Annotated in this window: 10 protein-coding genes and 3 rRNA genes; 5 read left to right on the plus strand and 8 right to left on the minus strand. The window is 52.2% G+C overall.

Annotated elements, in window-relative coordinates:
• The first annotated feature begins 35 nt into the window (after positions 1–35).
• Positions 36–1,421, plus strand: coding sequence for a Na+/H+ antiporter NhaA (gene nhaA, locus JOD55_RS08055; RefSeq protein WP_204399493.1), 1,386 nt, complete (start codon positions 36–38; stop codon positions 1,419–1,421).
• A gap of 290 nt (positions 1,422–1,711) precedes the next feature.
• On the opposite strand, the gene rrf is transcribed toward nhaA, so the two are convergent.
• From rrf to JOD55_RS08070, 3 genes are all read right to left on the minus strand, one after another.
• A 5S ribosomal RNA gene (gene rrf, locus JOD55_RS08060) occupies positions 1,712–1,828 on the minus strand.
• Positions 1,829–1,915: 87 nt separating this feature from the next.
• Positions 1,916–5,007 (minus strand): 23S ribosomal RNA (locus JOD55_RS08065).
• 219 nt (positions 5,008–5,226) lie between these two features.
• Positions 5,227–6,760, minus strand: a 16S ribosomal RNA gene (locus JOD55_RS08070).
• Together the 16S, 23S and 5S rRNA genes form the textbook arrangement of a ribosomal RNA operon.
• Before the next feature lie 51 nt (positions 6,761–6,811).
• Here JOD55_RS08070 and JOD55_RS08075 point away from each other — a divergent pair.
• Positions 6,812–6,979, plus strand: a complete 168-nt coding sequence (locus JOD55_RS08075) for a hypothetical protein (RefSeq protein ID WP_204399494.1) — start codon at positions 6,812–6,814, stop codon at positions 6,977–6,979.
• Positions 6,980–7,307: 328 nt separating this feature from the next.
• Here the strand turns inward: JOD55_RS08075 and JOD55_RS08080 are convergent, their stop codons facing one another.
• From JOD55_RS08080 to gatC, 4 genes are all read right to left on the minus strand, one after another.
• Positions 7,308–8,711, minus strand: coding sequence for an NAD-dependent malic enzyme (locus tag JOD55_RS08080; protein ID WP_204399495.1), 1,404 nt, complete (start codon positions 8,709–8,711; stop codon positions 7,308–7,310).
• Positions 8,712–8,925: 214 nt separating this feature from the next.
• Positions 8,926–10,422 carry an Asp-tRNA(Asn)/Glu-tRNA(Gln) amidotransferase subunit GatB gene (gene gatB / locus JOD55_RS08085; protein WP_204399496.1) on the minus strand — a complete coding sequence of 499 codons (1,497 nt, stop codon included), beginning with the start codon at positions 10,420–10,422 and terminating at the stop codon, positions 8,926–8,928.
• Positions 10,422–11,927, minus strand: a complete 1,506-nt coding sequence (gene gatA / locus JOD55_RS08090) for an Asp-tRNA(Asn)/Glu-tRNA(Gln) amidotransferase subunit GatA (protein ID WP_204399497.1) — start codon at positions 11,925–11,927, stop codon at positions 10,422–10,424. The genes gatB and gatA overlap by 1 nt, the downstream gene beginning before the upstream one ends.
• Positions 11,927–12,226 (minus strand): Asp-tRNA(Asn)/Glu-tRNA(Gln) amidotransferase subunit GatC, encoded by a 300-nt coding sequence (gene gatC, locus JOD55_RS08095; RefSeq protein WP_204399498.1) that lies wholly within the window; start codon positions 12,224–12,226, stop codon positions 11,927–11,929. Before gatC ends, gatA begins: the two co-directional genes overlap by 1 nt.
• A gap of 274 nt (positions 12,227–12,500) precedes the next feature.
• Between gatC and JOD55_RS08100 the strand changes: the two genes are divergently transcribed.
• Positions 12,501–13,763: a phospholipase D-like domain-containing protein gene (locus tag JOD55_RS08100; RefSeq protein WP_204399499.1), complete on the plus strand. Its 1,263-nt coding sequence runs from the start codon at positions 12,501–12,503 to the stop codon at positions 13,761–13,763.
• Between the two features lie 110 nt (positions 13,764–13,873).
• Here the strand turns inward: JOD55_RS08100 and JOD55_RS08105 are convergent, their stop codons facing one another.
• Positions 13,874–16,429 (minus strand): NAD-dependent DNA ligase LigA, encoded by a 2,556-nt coding sequence (locus JOD55_RS08105; protein WP_239539198.1) that lies wholly within the window; start codon positions 16,427–16,429, stop codon positions 13,874–13,876.
• A 125-nt stretch (positions 16,430–16,554) separates the two neighbouring features.
• Between JOD55_RS08105 and JOD55_RS08110 the strand changes: the two genes are divergently transcribed.
• Positions 16,555–17,760, plus strand: a complete 1,206-nt coding sequence (locus JOD55_RS08110) for a sensor histidine kinase (protein ID WP_204399501.1) — start codon at positions 16,555–16,557, stop codon at positions 17,758–17,760.
• Positions 17,753–18,457: a response regulator transcription factor gene (locus tag JOD55_RS08115; protein WP_239538990.1), complete on the plus strand. Its 705-nt coding sequence runs from the start codon at positions 17,753–17,755 to the stop codon at positions 18,455–18,457. The genes JOD55_RS08110 and JOD55_RS08115 overlap by 8 nt, the downstream gene beginning before the upstream one ends.
• Positions 18,458–18,459: the final 2 nt, after the last annotated feature.

Raw genomic sequence — 18,459 nt, forward strand, 5'->3', positions numbered from 1 at the left:
TCGACACTACATGTACCTAACTGTCGAAGGAAACCATGACGCAGCTCGCAAAACGTGCAAGTACCGTATTCTCCCCTGGATCGTATTCGGAATTTCAACGAATCGGCCAGATTTTACGCAAAGAAACTACCGGCGGAATCGCCCTTATTATCGCATCAATAATCGCAATTATTTGGGCGAATTCTCCATATTCTGATGCGTATTTTGCACTGCGCGATACGAAACTCGGTTTTTCAACAGGATGGTTCCATCTTGACTTATCAGTGGGCAAATGGGCAGCAGACGGTCTGTTAGCTGTGTTTTTCTTTCTCGTCGGCCTCGAGTTGAAACACGAGCTCGTGGCAGGAGACCTGCGCAGTCCTCGCAAAGCACTTGTGCCAGTTGTGGCAGCTTTTGGCGGCGTCTTGATACCCGCAGGAATCTTTTTACTGGTGAACATATCCAATCCTGCAACAATCTCGGGTTGGGCGATTCCTACCGCCACTGACATCGCATTCGCCGTCGCCGTGCTAGCGATTATCGGATCGCATTTACCCTCGCCTTTGCGCATTTTTCTACTCACACTCGCTGTTGTCGACGACCTCATCGCCATCACAATTATCGCCCTTTTCTTCACGCAGAGCATCAACTACCTCGCATTAGCGCTGTTCGCTATTCCAGTGCTGTTGTTCGCTTTTGCCGTGCAAAAATTTCCACAGTTCTTCGCACACCATGTGTGGGCAAATTGGTTGATTCTCTTGCCGCTCGCAGTTTTGGCCTGGATCTTGTTGCACGAATCGGGAGTTCATGCCACGATCAGCGGAGTTATTCTCGGACTCGCAGTTCCTGCGCGTATAGCTAATGCGCGTATTCCTGAGAGAACTGCCACGACGCCGGTGCAACAGTCCCCCAGTACTAAGAGTTTGTCGACGACGCTCGAGCACCGTTTTCGTCCACTGTCTAGTGGTATCGCAGTACCGGTTTTCGCCTTTTTCTCGGCAGGAGTGAATTTCGGCGGATGGACCGGCCTCAGCGATGCGCTGGTTTCGCCTTTAACGCTCGGCATTTTGGCAGGTCTTTGCATTGGTAAGCCTTTGGGAATCGTCGTCTCCACGTATATCGTAACGAAATTGACGAAAGCCTCCCTCGACACACAAATTCGTTGGGTTGACTTGGTGGGCGTAGGTGCATTGGCAGGGATCGGTTTTACTGTGTCGTTACTCGTGGGCGAACTCAGCTTTACCCTCGGTACTGCGCACAACGACGCTGCCAAAGTTGGAGTACTGCTCGCATCACTGACGGCAGCATTGCTCGCATCGATCATATTAATTCCCCGCAATGTGCGCTACCGCGCTATTTCAGCAGGAGATACTCGCGATTCGGATCACGACTCCGTACCCGATAACTTCGACGCTCAGCCTTATAATCCGGACGTATCGTAATAATGCTGCGAGATCTTGATCTTGAGCCATACCCAAACATTCAGAAAATAGCTTGATGGCCAGGGTTTGATGTGTGGTGTCCTGTGGCTTGTGGGTTGTGGGGCACCACTTGTTTTTTATGATCAGGTTTGGGTTGGGTGTTCGTTGATTTGCTGAATTATGGCCGGGCTGGTGTGTGTGGTTTCAGTACACGAGTGTGTGTTTTTGTTTTGGGTGTTGTTTGTGTGTGTTTTTGTTTTGGGTGTTTTTTGGCCCTGGAAACATTGTGTTTCCAGGGCCAGTGGTTTGGGTGACGGCGGTGTCCTACTCTCCCACGCCCTCGCGGGTGCAGTACCATCGGCGCTGGCAGGCTTAGCTTCCGGGTTCGGAATGGGACCGGGCGTTTCCCTGCCGCTATGACCACCGTCAAAACGGTTGGACAATCAACACCATGCTTCATGGTTTGGTGGTCGGGAATTGTATAGAGGACGCGAAACAGTCTTTGAAACTTGTTTTGTTGTAAGTGATCGGCCATTAGTACCAGTCAGCTTCACCCGTTACCGGGCTTCCACGTCTGGCCTATCAACCCCATGGTCTATAGGGGGCCTCACACAACCCAAAGGTTGTATGGAAACCTTATCTTAAAGCAGGCTTCCCACTTAGATGCTTTCAGCGGTTATCCTTTCCGAACGTAGCTAACCAGCCATGCACCTGGCGGTACAACTGGCACACCAGAGGTTCGTCCGTCCCGGTCCTCTCGTACTAGGGACAGCCCTTTTCAAGTTTCCAACGCGCGCAGAGGATAGGGACCGAACTGTCTCACGACGTTCTGAACCCAGCTCGCGTGCCGCTTTAATGGGCGAACAGCCCAACCCTTGGGACCTACTCCAGCCCCAGGATGCGACGAGCCGACATCGAGGTGCCAAACCATGCCGTCGATATGAACTCTTGGGCAGGATCAGCCTGTTATCCCCGGGGTACCTTTTATCCGTTGAGCGACGGCGCTTCCACAAGCCACCGCCGGATCACTAGTTCCTGCTTTCGCACCTGCTCGACCTGTCAGTCTCACAGTCAAGCTCCCTTGTACACTTGCACTCGCCACCTGATTACCAACCAGGCTGAGGGAACCTTTGAGCGCCTCCGTTACTTTTTAGGAGGCAACCGCCCCAGTTAAACTACCCACCAGGCACTGTCCCTGAACCAGATCATGGTCCAAGGTTAGACATCCAGCACGATCAGAGTGGTATTTCAACAATGACTCCACACACACTGGCGTGCATGCTTCACAGTCTCCCACCTATCCTACACAAACCGTACCAAACACCAATACCAAGCTATAGTAAAGGTCCCGGGGTCTTTCCGTCCTTCTGCGCGTAACGAGCATCTTTACTCGTAATGCAATTTCACCGAGTTCGCGGTTGAGACAGTGGAGAAGTCGTTACGCCATTCGTGCAGGTCGGAACTTACCCGACAAGGAATTTCGCTACCTTAGGATGGTTATAGTTACCACCGCCGTTTACTGGGGCTTAAATTCACAGCTTCAAACCCACAAAGGGTTTTAACCGTTCCTCTTAACCTTCCAGCACCGGGCAGGCGTCAGTCCGTATACATCCACTTACGTGTTCGCACGGACCTATGTTTTTGATAAACAGTCGCTTCTCCCTGGTTTCTGCGGCCATCACCCCTAGACCGTAAAGATCTTCAAGGATCAGGCCCCCCTTCTTCCAAAGTTACGGGGGCATTTTGCCGAGTTCCTTAACCACGATTCACTCGAACGCCTTAGTATACTCTACTCGACCACCTGTGTCGGTTTAGGGTACGGGCGGCTCAGACCTCGCGTCGAGGTTTTTCTAGGCACCACAGGATCACCCTACTTCCCCAAAAAATTGGGTCATCATCCAGCCTCACCCTCCATGTCCCCCGGATTTACCTAAGGAACGGGCTGCGCTGTTAAACGTGGCAAGCCATTAGCCACGCGGAAGCTACCACTGTGCGTCACCCCTGTTAACACGCTTGCCTACACACAAGTTCAGATCCCACGCCATCAACCACACAACCCCCGAAAGGATCACACAGCATCAAGGATGGTTAGTATCACAAGCTTCAACATTGATCGGTCTTTCACCGGTACCAGAATAACAACTGGTTGCCCATCGACTACGCCTGTCGGCCTCGCCTTAGGACCCGACTAACCCAGGGCGGAAGAACCTGGCCCTGGAACCCTTAGTCATTCGGCGGACGGGATTCTCACCCATCATTCGTTACTCATGCCTGCATTCTCACTCGTACGAAATCCACAGCAATTCACACGGCTGCTTCACCTCACGCACGACGCTCCCCTACCCAACAAAAAATATTCTTGCTGCCACGGTTTCGGCGGTGTACTTAGCCCCGCTACATTGTCGGCGCAGAATCACTTGACCAGTGAGCTATTACGCACTCTTTCAAGGATGGCTGCTTCTAAGCCAACCTCCTGGTTGTCACAGCAACTCCACATCCTTTCCCACTTAGCACACGCTTAGGGGCCTTAACCGATGGTCTGGGCTGTTTCCCTCTCGACTACGGAGCTTATCCCCCGCAGTCTCACTGCCACGCTCAACTTTATGGCATTCGGAGTTTGGCTGACGTCAGTACCCCGGTCAGGGCCATCGGCCATCCAGTCGCTCTACCTCCACAAAGCACACGCAACGCTGCACCTAAATGCATTTCGGGGAGAACCAGCTATCACGGAGTTTGATTGGCCTTTCACCCCTACCCACAGGTCATCCCCTCCATTTTCAACTGAAGTGGGTTCGCGCCTCCACACGCTCTTACACGTGCTTCACACTGCCCATGGGTAGATCACCCCGCTTCGGGTCTAGAACATGCAACTACAACGCATTTTAAAACTCGCTTTCGCTACGGCTACCCCACACAGGTTAACCTCGCTACATGCCACTAACTCGCAGGCTCATTCTTCAAAAGGCACGCCATCACCCCCCACCAAGAAGGCTCTGACGGATTGTAAGCGTCCGGTTTCAGGAACTATTTCACTCCCCTCCCGGGGTACTTTTCACCATTCCCTCACGGTACTATCCACTATCGGTCACGCAGAGTATTTAGGCTTACACAGTGGTCTGTGCAGATTCACACGAAATTTCACGAGTCCCGTGCTACTCGGGAACACACTCTAGGGAGGCTGCAATGTTTCACCTACGGGACTATCACCCTCTACGGTCAGGCTTCCCAACCTATTCACCTACACCACAACTTTCTCACTCCCCGGGCCCCTATCAGAAGACCCACAAACGCATCCCACAACCCCGGACATGCAACAGCTGATACCTATCACACACACCCGGTTTAGCCTCATCCGCTTTCGCTCGCCACTACTCACAGAATATCTTTTCCTGCCGGTACTAAGATGTTTCACTTCCCGACGTTACCCCCCACACGCCCTATACATTCAGACGCAGGTAACCAGACATAACTCTGGCCAGGTTTCCCCATTCGGACACCCTCGGATCACAGCTCGTTTGCCAACTCCCCGAGGCTTATCGCAGGCTACAACGTCCTTCATCGGCTCTACATGCCAAGGCATCCACCGAACGCTCTTAAACACTTACAAAAAACCAAAGATGCTCGCGTCCACTATACAATTCTCAACCACCACACCAACACCACACCCAAACACCACACAACAGCGATATCCAGACACAGGCAGCACGGAACCAATTATCCCGAACCCCAACAGCATGCCAACTTCCCACAACAACCCACAGAAAACCCCAAAACAAAAAGCAACCACCACAACAACAGTGGCCACCACAAAAACAGGGCTCCCTAGAAAGGAGGTGATCCAGCCGCACCTTCCGGTACGGCTACCTTGTTACGACTTCGTCCCAATCGCTAATCCCACCTTCGACCACTCCCCCCACAAACGCGGTTAGGCCATGAGCTTCGGGTGTTACCAACTTTCGTGACGTGACGGGCGGTGTGTACAAGGCCCGAGAACGTATTCACCGCAGCGTTGCTGATCTGCGATTACTAGCGACTCCGACTTCATGGGGTCGAGTTGCAGACCCCAATCCGAACTGAGACTGGCTTTAAGGGATTCGCTCCACCTCACAGTATCGCAACCCTCTGTACCAGCCATTGTAGCATGCGTGAAGCCCAAGACATAAGGGGCATGATGATTTGACGTCATCCCCACCTTCCTCCGAGTTAACCCCGGCAGTCTCTCGTGAGTCCCCACCATAACGTGCTGGCAACACAAGACAAGGGTTGCGCTCGTTGCGGGACTTAACCCAACATCTCACGACACGAGCTGACGACAACCATGCACCACCTGTACACCACCCCGAAGGCTGCCCTATCTCTAGAACATCGCAGTGCATGTCAAGCCTTGGTAAGGTTCTTCGCGTTGCATCGAATTAATCCGCATGCTCCGCCGCTTGTGCGGGCCCCCGTCAATTCCTTTGAGTTTTAACCTTGCGGCCGTACTCCCCAGGCGGGGCACTTAATGCGTTAGCTACGGCACAGAACCTGTGGATAAGGCCCCACACCTAGTGCCCAACGTTTACGGCATGGACTACCAGGGTATCTAATCCTGTTCGCTCCCCATGCTTTCGCTCCTCAGCGTCAGTAACAGCCCAGTAACCTGCCTTCGCCATCGGTGTTCCTCCTGATATCTGCGCATTCCACCGCTACACCAGGAATTCCAGTTACCCCTACCGCACTCTAGTCTGCCCGTACCCACTGCAGCCCCGGAGTTAAGCCCCGGTCTTTCACAGCAGACGCAACAAACCGCCTACGAGCTCTTTACGCCCAATAATTCCGGACAACGCTCGCGCCCTACGTATTACCGCGGCTGCTGGCACGTAGTTAGCCGGCGCTTATTCAACACCTACCCTCAACCCAAAAAAGCCTTGTTCAGTGCTAAAAGGAGTTTACAACCCGAAAGCCTTCATCCCCCACGCGGCGTCGCTGCATCAGACTTGCGTCCATTGTGCAATATTCCCCACTGCTGCCTCCCGTAGGAGTCTGGGCCGTATCTCAGTCCCAATGTGGCCGGTCACCCTCTCAGGCCGGCTACCCGTCGAAGCCTTGGTAGGCCATCACCCCACCAACAAGCTGATAGGCCGTGAGCCCATCCCCATCCAAAAAATCTTTCCAACCATCCCCATGCGAGAACAGCAGAATATCCAGTATTAGACCCCGTTTCCAAGGCTTATCCCAAAGACAGGGGCAGGTTACTCACGTATTACTCACCCGTTCGCCACTAATCCACCCCCCGCAAGCGAGAAGCTTCATCGTTCGACTTGCATGTGTTAAGCACGCCGCCAGCGTTCGTCCTGAGCCAGGATCAAACTCTCCACAAAAAACCAAACACCCCCACCACCACAACAGCAGCAGAAGCATCCAATCCATACATGAAAAGCCCAAAACAGACTCAACAAAAAACAAAAAAGCCAACCAAACACCCCCACCACCACAAACAAGCAGCAGCAAAAGCACCCAGCCAGCCAAAAAACATCACCCAACCAGCCAAAACCACCAAACAGCAGCCCCAACCAGCCAGACAACAAAACATATCATAAAAAGCTGACACACTATTGAGATCCCAAACAACAAACCCACACCCAACAAACAACCCCACAAAAAGAGGAGCCATCCACCAGGGAAGCAACTTCAATTAACTTGAAGATTCGTTGCCCGACGCTTTCGATTTTCATCGTTTTCCGCGCCGCCGCAACGGATATTTACTTTATAGAAGTTTCACTCTCCACGTCAATTCCACGAGCGGTGTCGCTGATCACATAACGCTTTTTTGGCGAATTATCAACGTTTTCGAGCTTCCAACCGCATTCGTGCCTCACATGCGATACGCACATACCTCACGCGCAATACGCACGGTATTTGCACTGCTTATTTCTTAATCCCTGCCCCACTCTTTTCAAACTCTAATCTGATCGCATTCGCCACTCGCTCAGCAATATCGGGGTGGAACACACCAGGAATAATAAAGCTTGGATTCAATTCTTTTGGTTCAACAACCTCTGCCAATGCTCGAGCAGTCACCGAAAGCATCTCGTCGGTAATCTCTCGTGCGCGAATATCGAGCAGTCCGCGGAACAACCCAGGAAATACCAGCACGTTATTAATCTGATTCGGAAAATCGGATCTGCCAGTTGCCACAATTTTGGCGTATTCCCCAGCCGCAATCGGGTCTACCTCAGGAGTTGGGTTCGCCATCGCAAATACGATTGCATCATCAGCCATTGTGGCAATATCGCTACCTTCCAAAATATTTCCCGACGATACGCCAATGAACACGTCTGCGCCCTTCAGAACTTCTTTCAAAGAACCATCAACATTGCGCGGATTAGTGTGTTGAGCGAGCCACTGCCGATCAGGATCTGCTTCCTCTCGGAATCTTCCCAAAGACCCTGCGCGACCACAGCCAATCACATCCTTTGCACCTTCGCGAAGCAAAAGCCGAATAATCGCATTACCAGCTGCACCTACGCCTGAGACGACGATACGCACATCTTCAATCTTTTTGTGCACTACTTTCAATGCGTTAATCAACGCAGCCAACGTCACCGCTGCCGTGCCATGCTGATCGTCATGGAATACGGGAATATCGAGCTCTTGACGCAGTCTGCGCTCAATTTCAAAACAGCGCGGAGCAGAGATATCTTCGAGGTTAATCCCTCCAAATCCGGGCGCTATCGCTTTGACGATTGCAATGATCTCTTCGCTGTCTTTCGTGTCCAAACAAATCGGCCAGGCATCAACACTCGCAAAATTCTTAAACAGAGCCGCTTTACCCTCCATGACAGGCATCGCAGCTTCAGGACCGATATCCCCTAAACCAAGCACAGCAGTTCCGTCCGAGATAACGGCAACCGTATTTCGTTTGATAGTAAGACGACGAGCTTCCGATTTATTTTCGGCGATCAGTTCGCATACGCGTGCGACGCCGGGGGTGTAGATTCGCGATAGGTCCTGTCGCGTTTTCAATGGACGCTTCAATGCCACTTCCACTTTGCCACCAAGATGAGCTTGGATAGTGGCGTCGTGGATGCCATGTACGACGACGTCGTCGATATCTTCAAATGCTTCGCGGATTTCGATGGCATGCTCATAGTCAGTACAGTTCATCGTGATGTCTACAAGGATTTTGTCGTCATCAGATTTCACAACGTCGATACCGTAAACCATCGCTCCACAATCGGCCACGGTTTGTACGAGACGCGGGATCGAATGAGGATCCGTGGCAATCTCACAGCGCATCGTTGCTGTATATGTAGGAATTGTTAAACTCATGTCAATCTACTCCTCGAAGAATCTGTGACTGACCAAAATAGTCACCGAGATTAAGGATTGCACATTTTTCGCACATTGGGCAGACCATCCCATATATGGATGCACTTGTTTCGTGGGGGGGGCGGGAGATTTGATAAAATCTCCCGCCCCCCCCCCGCTAACACAGTGTGGGATCACGCAAGTGGATTGTTATGACCACTTGGCGCAAGCAAAATCACTGAGCTTGTACACGCTCCATGATGATTTCTCGTACGCGAGCAGCGTCTGCCTTACCGCCAGTAGCTTTCATGACGGCACCGACGATTGCTCCTGCAGCTTGAACTTTTCCGCTGCGAATCTTCTCAACCACATCTGGATTTGCAGCTAAAGCTTCGTCAACTGCGGTATTGAGTGCGCCATCGTCAGAGACCACCTCAAGCCCACGAGCTTTAACAACCTCAGCCGGATCGCCTTCGCCGGCCAACACGCCCTCAAGAGCCTGACGTGCAAGCTTATCGGTGAGTTTGCCAGATTCTACGAGCTGGTCAAGTTCAGCCACCTGAGCAGCGGTGACTGGAACGTCGTCGATTTCAATCTCATTTTCTTTGGCATAGCGAGCCAACTCGCCCATCCACCACTTGCGTGCACCTGCAGGTGTTGCGCCGGCTTCGACAGAATCAGAAATCAGATCCAGAACGCCCAAATTCACCATATCGCGCATTTCCAGATCGGAAACTGACCATTCTTCAATGAGACGACGACGTTTTGCTGCCGGTAGCTCAGGAAGCGAGGCTCGAATCTCCTCAACCCACTCTCGGCTCGGCTGCAAAGGCACCAAATCCGGTTCTGGGAAATAGCGATAATCATCCGCATCCGACTTCACACGACCAGACAACGTAGACGAATCGGCTTCTTGCCAGTGGCGAGTCTCTTGTAACACCTCTGCCCCGGAATCCAAGACCGCCGCCTGACGGCACATTTCGTACTGCACAGCGCGTTCAATGGCTCGGAAAGAGTTCACATTCTTCGTCTCAGTACGCGTACCAAGTGGAGACTGCGGCGTCTTACGCAAGGAGACGTTAATATCTGCTCGCACATTTCCGCGCTCCATTCGCGCTTCCGAAACGCCGATTGCCCGAGCAATATCACGAATCGTCTGCACATACTTCGCAGCAACTTCCGGGGCGCGCGCTCCACAACCTTCAATCGGCCGAGTCACAATCTCGACAAGCGGCACACCTGCACGGTTGTAGTCAACCAACGAATAGCTAGCGCCCTGAATACGACCCTCGCCTCCAACGTGAGTGTTCTTTCCGGCGTCTTCCTCAACATGAGCGCGCTCAATATTGACGCGGAACACTGCGCCGTCGTCCAGCTCAACGTCCAAATATCCATCAAAAGCCAGAGGCTCATCAGATTGGGACGTCTGGAAATTCTTACACAAATCAGGATAGAAGTAATTCTTGCGTGCAAATCGGCATGATTCGGCGATCTTGCAGTTCAATGCCAGACCAAGACGAATCGCGTACTCGATAGCTTTCTTGTTCACAACCGGCAATGCACCAGGCATTCCGAGCGAAACCGGAGTGGTGAAAGTGTTCGGTTCCCCGCCGAATGCGTTAGGAGCAGCATCGAACATCTTGGTGGTGGTACCTAATTCCACGTGAACTTCGATACCCAAAACTGGATCAAAATTCGCCACAACGCTGTCGAAATCCATCAATTCATCCATTACAGAGCCTCCTCCAGTGCCTCAACTGGGCATTGTGTAGCGTCGTCAGTCGCAAGCGATTCAATAACAGCTGCGAATTTGTACATCCGAGCGTCCTCATGAGCAGGCGCGATGACCTGCACTCCCACGGGGAGCCCTTCCGAAAGACCTGCTGGAACCGACATCGCCGGCACACCGGCCAAATTTGCCGGGATAGTAGCAATATCGTTCATGTACATCGCCATAGGATCATTGGACTTCTCACCAAAGCGGAAAGCAACAGTAGGCGAAGTAGGAGAAATCAACACGTCACACTGTGCAAACGCTGCATCAAGATCGCGTTGCACCAAAGTGCGCACTCTTTGCGCCGAGCCATAGTAGGCATCAAAATAGCCTGCAGAAAGAGCGTGCGTTCCCAAAATGACACGCCGCTTCACTTCCGTGCCGAATTTTGCGCCACGAGTAGCGCTCATCATCGTCTCGGCAGTCACAGGCCCTTCTTTCGGCTCAACGCGATTGCCGTAGCGCACGCCGTCGAAGCGCGCCAGATTCGAAGAAACTTCCGCTGGCATGATCAGGTAGTATGCACCAAGCGAATACTCAAAAGACGGGCACGAAACTGTGACGATCTGTGCACCGTGTTCGCGCAAATGCTCCACAGTGGCATTAAAGACGTCAAGCACACCCTGCGAGTAACCCTCGCCTTGCATCTGCTCAACCAAGCCAATTCGCAAACCGCTCAAATCCTGCGCATCGTTCAACTCGCGAGCAGCTTCCAATAAATCGACCGAAGAATCCGGCAATGACGTCGAATCATGCGGATCGTAGCCGTCGATGATGTCTTGTAATGCGGCAGCATCTTCAACCGTGCGAGTCACCGGACCGATTTGATCCAAAGACGAGGCCATCGCTACCAGACCATAACGTGAAACGGCACCATAAGTAGGCTTCGCGCCCACAGTTCCAGTCACTGCACCAGGCTGACGAATCGAGCCACCAGTATCAGATCCCAAAGCCCACGGCACCAAATAGGCAGCAACAGCTGCGGCAGAACCGCCGCCAGAACCACCAGGAATACGCTCAATATCCCAAGGGTTGCGCGTTGATCCAAAAGCCGAATGTTCAGTGGAAGAACCCATAGCGAATTCGTCCATATTCGTGTGCCCAATAATCGGCAAACGGGCCTGCTTCAGCTTAGTGATCACAGTAGCGTCATAAGGCGGCTTCCAGCCCTCAAGCATCAATGAACCACACGTCGTTGGAATGCCCCGCTGGCACATATTGTCTTTCACAGCGACTGGGACACCCGCGAACTGTGGCAGCTCGCGACCGGCCGCACGATCGTCGTCGACCTCCTGTGCCTGCTGCAATGCACCCTCGCGGTCAACATAAAGGAAAGCGTGCAGACGCGAATCCAAACGCTCAATCGCATCCAAACATAGCTGCGTTAGCTCAACCGAAGTGATTTCGCGATTGCGCAGCATCTGAGCCAACTCAAGCGCAGATTTCTTGAGAATTTCGTTCATTATTCCTCCCCCAAAATCTGTGGAACGGCGAATTTCCCATCCTCGTGCGCTGGTGCCATCGCAAGCACTTCGTCGATGTCCACACCCGCGCTACCGACGACGTCCTCACGCCACACGTTCGAGAGCGGAATAGGATGCGAAGTTGCCGGCACATCAGCCGATGCAACCTCTGATACTTTCGCAACAGCATCGGAAATAACAGCAAGCTCATTGGCAAACTGTGCGATTTCCTCATCTGTTAGGGCAATACGTGCGAGGTCTGCTACGCGAGCAACCTCTTCTTTCGAAAATGACGACATACTGTCATTCTATGTTTTTTGCCCCGCTTTGTGCGAACTCGTATCAGTTTTGTGTTAACTCTTATCGGCATTCACGTCCTCCTGCGCAAACGGCTGTGTATACGGCCGCGCAAACGGCCGTGCAAACGGCTGTGTATACGGCTGTACCAACGGCTGAACGTTCGTCTGCGCGTCCGCCTGCACAAATACCTTTATAAACGCAGCCATGAAATCACAAAAGAGTATTTCCCCACCAAATCCTATTCGTTTAACTGCAATAAGCTAAGATGATCCTATGTTTAGGACGAGGAAGCAGCAAAAAGAGACGCTCAAAAAGATTGTCAAATGGGGCGTCGGCGGCCTGTTTACAGCCCAAGCAGCTGCCATCGCAACCGTTAGCGCTATCGACGCACACCGCAAGCGGCGCAACCCTCAGCACGGCAATTTTCCTCACCTTGACCCGATCACCAACAAACTTTCAGATCACGATGTAACGATCTACACCTACGGTGAAGACCTCTACGATGCCCAATTGCACGCTATTCGGCAAGCAAAGCATCATATCTATTTCGAGAACTTCATAATGAAAGATGATCGCATCGGAAATATCTTCAAAAATGAGCTTATTGAGGCAGCTCATCGCGGCGTGTCCGTATATATCATTCTCGACACTTGGGGAAACCTCAATCAACCACGCAGTTTTCGCAGATACCCGAAGCATCCCAATATTCACGTGATTCTCTTCCCTCTCGTAAGACCAGGCATTATCACTGGTCAAGCACGCAAAAAAGGGCGTGATCACCGCAAGATTATCTGCGTCGATTCTCATGTGGGATTCGTCGGCGGATACAATATTGGCGACCTCTACGCCCACCATTGGCGCGATACACACATTCGCGTGTGTGGTCCACAAGTTTGGGAACTCGAAAATGCTTTCGTCGATATGTGGAATCTTTACCGCTACCACAAGACCCAACCCGAACTGCCAGATATGGGCGCAGGAGTCTGGGCTCCTCACCTGCGAGCCGTAACCAATACGCCCGCTTTCAATTCTTTTCCAGTACGCGCCCTATACCTCGAAGCAATCGACCGTGCTTCGAAAAATATCTGGATCACGATGGGATATTTTATCCCCGACCAAGGCCTCAAATTTGCCCTACTGCAAGCTGCAAAACGCGGCGTTGACGTGCGGATTCTCCTCCCCGAATACTCCAACCACATCGTGGCAGACTGGGTGGGACGCCCGCACTATACCGAACTACTCAAAGGTGGCGTGCGGATTTTCCGTTACAAACAGGCAATGGTGCATGCAAAAACAATGACCGTCGACGGAATCTGGTCCACTGTGGGAACCACCAATATCGACCGGCTCTCAATGGCAGGAAACTTCGAAGTAAACGTGGAAATTTATTCTCAAGAAATCGCAGCTTCCATGGAACAGATTTTCCGACTCGATCTGACGAACACGTCTGAACTGTTGCTCGAGCAGTGGGAAAGCCGCGGGAAGCTCTCAAAACTCGGCGAGCGCATTCTTGGCCCACTCGGCCCGCTGTTGTAACGCCAAATCGCTGTAAAACGGTGTCGCTATAATGCGAGACGACGTCACTATAACGCGACTTCGCTGTATCGATCGCCAATCACACCGACGGCTCTTCTCACGCTTGGCCGCTACTGCCGCAGCTCTCCACTGCGAATAAGCTCTTCAAACTGTTCCTCAGTGTAGATAGGAATTCCCAAGGCCTGCGCTTTCGTCGCTTTCGATCCGGCATTTTCACCGACGACGACGAGCGAGGTACGTTTCGACACCGAACCAGCCGCTTTCCCTCCATGCCGTTCGATAGCTTCATTGATCGAATCGCGGGTGAAATTCTGCAAAGATCCCGTGGCGACGATCGTCAGTCCCGCCAAAGTCTGCGCAGCTTCTGTCTCATTAGCCGCAGTTTCATCAGCAAAACTCACTCCGGCACTCGTCCACCGATCGATAATCTCACGATGCCAGTCAACTTCGAACCACTGCAGCAAAGACTGGCCGATTACCTCGCCCACTCCCTCAATCTGCGAAATCTGTTCCAAACCGGCGTCCAGTATCGCATCCAAAGAACCAAAATGCTGTGCTAGAGCTTTCGATGCTACTGGGCCAACGTGCCGAATATTGAGTGCCACTAGCTTGCGCCACAGCTCTTTCGATTTTGCCACCTCAATTTCTGCAAGTGCCTTAACGATAGTCTTAGATGGCTCAGAAACTAACACGCTCTGACCAAGAGGAAAATCCTCAGATGGTGAGTGTTTCTTCACCCGGGGTTTAGTCCACGCCGCCCGAACATACTTGAAATCACCCGTTGCTTTCCCACCGCGGCGAACTTCTTGCCACTGCCAAACATCGCGGAGATCTTCAGCAGTTAAGTCAAACAAACCCGCCTCTGAATCCACCACCGGTATTTGCGCAGGTGGAAAGTTAAGCTCCTGCAGTACCTGCTGCGCAACCGTGTACTCGGGGTCAAGCACCGCGCCGTCGTCGTCGATAATTCCTAATTCTTTTCGCTGTGCAAAACTCAAACAAAGCGCCTTGGCACCGCCGTTAAAATCACGGAAATCCACAGTATGCCCAGTAGCAAGTGCCAATAGGGCGTCCTCGCGCGCACTGTCTGGATAAGCGAGCCAGCGGGCAGTCTCCTCGCCCAATGCTTCGATATCGAGAGCGCCACGCGAAGCGATATGCACGATCCGCTGCGTCAATTGTGCAGGACACGAGCGGGTATTTTGACAGCGCAGATCAACGTCGTCTTCTTTACTTGCCCGCACCGGACCGCCGCAATCTGGGCAGGTAGTTGGCATCACAAATTCTCGCTCCGAGCCATCGCGAGCGCTAAGGATCGGACCAAGCACCTCAGGGATAATATCGCCTGCCTTGCGAATCACCACCATATCGCCGATCAGCACGCCTTTGCGCTTCACCTCGGTGGGATTGTGCAAAGTGGCTTGGGAAACCGTTGAGCCAGCCACTTCTACTGGTTCCATCACTGCGAACGGAGTTACTCGACCAGTCCTCCCCACCTGCACACGAATATCGAGCAGGCGCGTTTGCACTTCCATCGGCGGGTACTTGAAAGCAACTGCCCACTTGGGCACGCGCGTTGTGAAACCGAGTTCTTGCTGCAGACGACGGTCTTCCAGCTTGATCACAACGCCGTCAAATTCGTGTTCGAGAGAATTTCGCTTCCCCTCATATTTATCGAGAAAACGCTCAATCTCTGCAAATGAACTCAAAATTTCCGTCTGCTGCGAAATCGGCAATCCCCAGGATTTGAACACGTCATAGACGCCTTCTTGCGTCTGCACCGCGGTTGCTAAGTCAACATTCTCTCCCTCAAGAGCGCCTATTCCATGCGCGATAAAAGCTAGGGATCGGATTGCGAATCCCGAATTATCGTCTTGGCGCAACGATCCTGCGGCAGCATTGCGTGGATTGACGAATGTTTTGAGTTTGTTTTCGCGGCGTTTGAGCGGGATCAACGGCTGTTGCTCAGCGGGCATACGATTGAGATTCTCTTGCTTAATCCGCGCATTTTCCTTGCGTATCTCGGCGTTCTTTTTGGAAATCTGGGCGTTGCGCTCCTCTATAAGCGCATTGCGCTGCTCAACTAGGCTGTTGAACTCTTCAAATGCCTGAACCGGGAAATAAACCTCACCACGAACCTCAACAAGTTCAGGAATATTATCGCCAACCAGCTGCACTGGAATCGCCGAAATTGCGAAAGCATTGCGCGTAACGTCTTCGCCTTCGACGCCGTCTCCTCGCGTTGCAGCGCTCTCCAAGGTGCCGTTGCGATACGTGAGATTCAGTGCAAGTCCGTCAATTTTCACCTCAGCCGTAACCCGCGACCCTGCGGGAACGTCGTCCATCAGCGAGGTGTACCACGCTTTCAATTCGTCTTTAGAAAAGACATCTTGCAAAGAGTACATCCGTTCACGGTGTTTTAACGACGGCGTCGTGGCTCCCGTTACTTTCGATCCCACCTTCATTGTGGGCGAATCTGGACTCCACAACTGCGGGAAGCGATCTTCGATAGTACGCAGTTCGTGAATGAGCGCATCGTATTGCGCATCAACCATGATCGGCTCGGACGTAGAATGATATGCCACTTGCGCGGCGCTCAACAGTGCAGCGAGTTCATTCCAGCGAGTTTGGGCAGATTCAAAAGATAATTCTTGAGACACCTTCATATTCTTTCGCATTTTTCCCGCGTCTGGCTAGTTAATTTTACTTCTGCACCAATACTGGCAAATTTTCCACCCTGGGTATGAGTTTTTATTCGGAATCCTCAGCGCTCGCGAAGTATTCTTAACTTATGGCAGTCCAGCAGATTTTCATCGCTTCTCGCAAGATTTCACCAGTTGATATAGCTCTTGCGCTCATTGCTGCTGCTCTATTCGCCTATTCTGCGCTCTTTGTGGATTCCAAAGCTGATCTGGCGGGAAATGAAATCGTAAGCCTCTACACGGTGGTGACGATCGCGTGTATAGCCACGGGTTTTCGGCGCACAAAGCCACTTCTCAGTGCCTCTTTAGTCTATTTTTCTTTTTTGGCTCGCTTCTTGTTGCTGCCCACGCTCGTCATTCCGTTCGACGTCGTGATCCTCTTTTCGCTCTTCGCTATCACCGTCTACGGCGAACGAAAAGCACGAATTGCCGCTCTGTTAGGAGCACTTTTTTATGGCTTCCTCCTGACGTTTCCAGTGGTTGCTGCAACGCCATCACTCGAATCGATGCTGTATTTTCTGCTCGTAGAATCCGTTGTGATTGCCACTTTCTCACTTGCTCTCCTGCGATACCTGCAGCTACAGCGTTACCAAGAAATGCTCAATCGCAATGCCGAGATTTTGCGTGAGAGCGAGCGAGAGTCAGAAATGGCAGTCATTGAAGAACGCACGCGAATTGCACGCGAAATGCACGATATTGTTGCGCATACTCTTTCGGTAGTGATCGCTCAAGCCGATGGCGGTCGTTATGCTGCCGAAGCCAATCCGCAGGCAGCGCAACGTGCACTGGAAACAATCGCCGAAATGTCACGCGCCGCTTTGGGAGATATTCGCTCCATTATTGGCGTGCTTCGTGATCCGAACGAAAGTCACTCGCCACTCAAGCCGCAACCAGTGGGTGACGACCTCGAACAGCTCGTTCAAAATGTGCGAGAGTCCGGTGCCGATATTTCTTATCTTCGCCTAGGAAAAGCATTCCCATTGCCAGTTGGTTTAGGAAATGCCCTGTATCGAATCTGCCAAGAAGCGCTCACGAATTCCCTTAAACACGCAGGTCCACACGCCAAAATAACTGTAGTTCTCAAATGGACTCGCGTGGCAATTACACTTGAAATTTTAGACGACGGGCGCGGAGCTGCTGCACCCGATGACGGCAAAGGACACGGCGTTATTGGTATGCGCGAACGCGCAGCCGTATTCGGCGGTACTGTTGATGCAGGTCCACGACCCGAAGGTGGATTCAAAGTTCGCGCGCTCATCCCTGTGACCACCTCGAGAGGAATAACAAATGACTGAACAAGATACATCCGAACAGATGATACGAGTGGCACTTGTTGACGACCAGAACCTCGTTCGTTCTGGTTTTGCGATGGTCATCGATTCACAACCAGACATGTCGGTGGTATTGGAAGCGAACGACGGCGATCAAATCGTTGATCGGATAGCTTTGGTTCCCGCCGACGTCATCCTCATGGACGTGCGCATGCCCACAATGAACGGACTCGACGCTACCGAACAAATAGTCAAGTCACACTTCGCACACGGAGTCGAACCAAAGATCATCATTCTCACCACCTTCGACGTTGATGAATACGTCATGCGCGCCATAGAGGTAGGAGCTTCTGGTTTTCTCCTTAAAGATGCACCACCAAATGAAATGCTATCGGCGATTCGTACTGTGTATCGGGGAGACGCCGTTATCGCGCCGTCGTCTACAAAACGTCTCGTTGCGCATCTGGCAACGGAAGCTTCCTACACGAAAGCGATCGTCCCAGAGTTGCTTGACGTTCTGTCTGATCGTGAACGCGAAGTGCTTTATCATGCAGCACGCGGCCTGAGCAATGGCGAAATCGCCGAGATATTGTTCCTGGCCGAAGCCACAATCAAAACGCATGTTGGACGAATTTTTGCAAAGCTTGGCGCTCGTGATCGAGTGCAAGCAGTAGTGATGGCATACCAGGCCGGGTTGGTCAAACCCGGAGAAATTGACTGAAA

The sequence above is a fragment of the Arcanobacterium pluranimalium genome (genome assembly GCF_016907845.1).
Taxonomy (GTDB): domain Bacteria; phylum Actinomycetota; class Actinomycetes; order Actinomycetales; family Actinomycetaceae; genus Arcanobacterium_A; species Arcanobacterium_A pluranimalium.

What these genes read in the sequence shown, in the direction of transcription:
- nhaA (WP_204399493.1), top strand. Translation starts at nt 36, where the DNA reads ATGACGCAGCTCGCAAAACGTGCAAGTACCGTATTCTCCCCTGGATCG.
- JOD55_RS08075 (WP_204399494.1), top strand. Translation starts at nt 6,812, where the DNA reads ATGAAAAGCCCAAAACAGACTCAACAAAAAACAAAAAAGCCAACCAAA.
- JOD55_RS08080 (WP_204399495.1), bottom strand. Translation starts at nt 8,711, where the DNA reads ATGAGTTTAACAATTCCTACATATACAGCAACGATGCGCTGTGAGATT.
- gatB (WP_204399496.1), bottom strand. Translation starts at nt 10,422, where the DNA reads ATGGATGAATTGATGGATTTCGACAGCGTTGTGGCGAATTTTGATCCA.
- gatA (WP_204399497.1), bottom strand. Translation starts at nt 11,927, where the DNA reads ATGAACGAAATTCTCAAGAAATCTGCGCTTGAGTTGGCTCAGATGCTG.
- gatC (WP_204399498.1), bottom strand. Translation starts at nt 12,226, where the DNA reads ATGTCGTCATTTTCGAAAGAAGAGGTTGCTCGCGTAGCAGACCTCGCA.
- JOD55_RS08100 (WP_204399499.1), top strand. Translation starts at nt 12,501, where the DNA reads ATGTTTAGGACGAGGAAGCAGCAAAAAGAGACGCTCAAAAAGATTGTC.
- JOD55_RS08105 (WP_239539198.1), bottom strand. Translation starts at nt 16,429, where the DNA reads ATGAAGGTGTCTCAAGAATTATCTTTTGAATCTGCCCAAACTCGCTGG.
- JOD55_RS08110 (WP_204399501.1), top strand. Translation starts at nt 16,555, where the DNA reads ATGGCAGTCCAGCAGATTTTCATCGCTTCTCGCAAGATTTCACCAGTT.
- JOD55_RS08115 (WP_239538990.1), top strand. Translation starts at nt 17,753, where the DNA reads ATGACTGAACAAGATACATCCGAACAGATGATACGAGTGGCACTTGTT.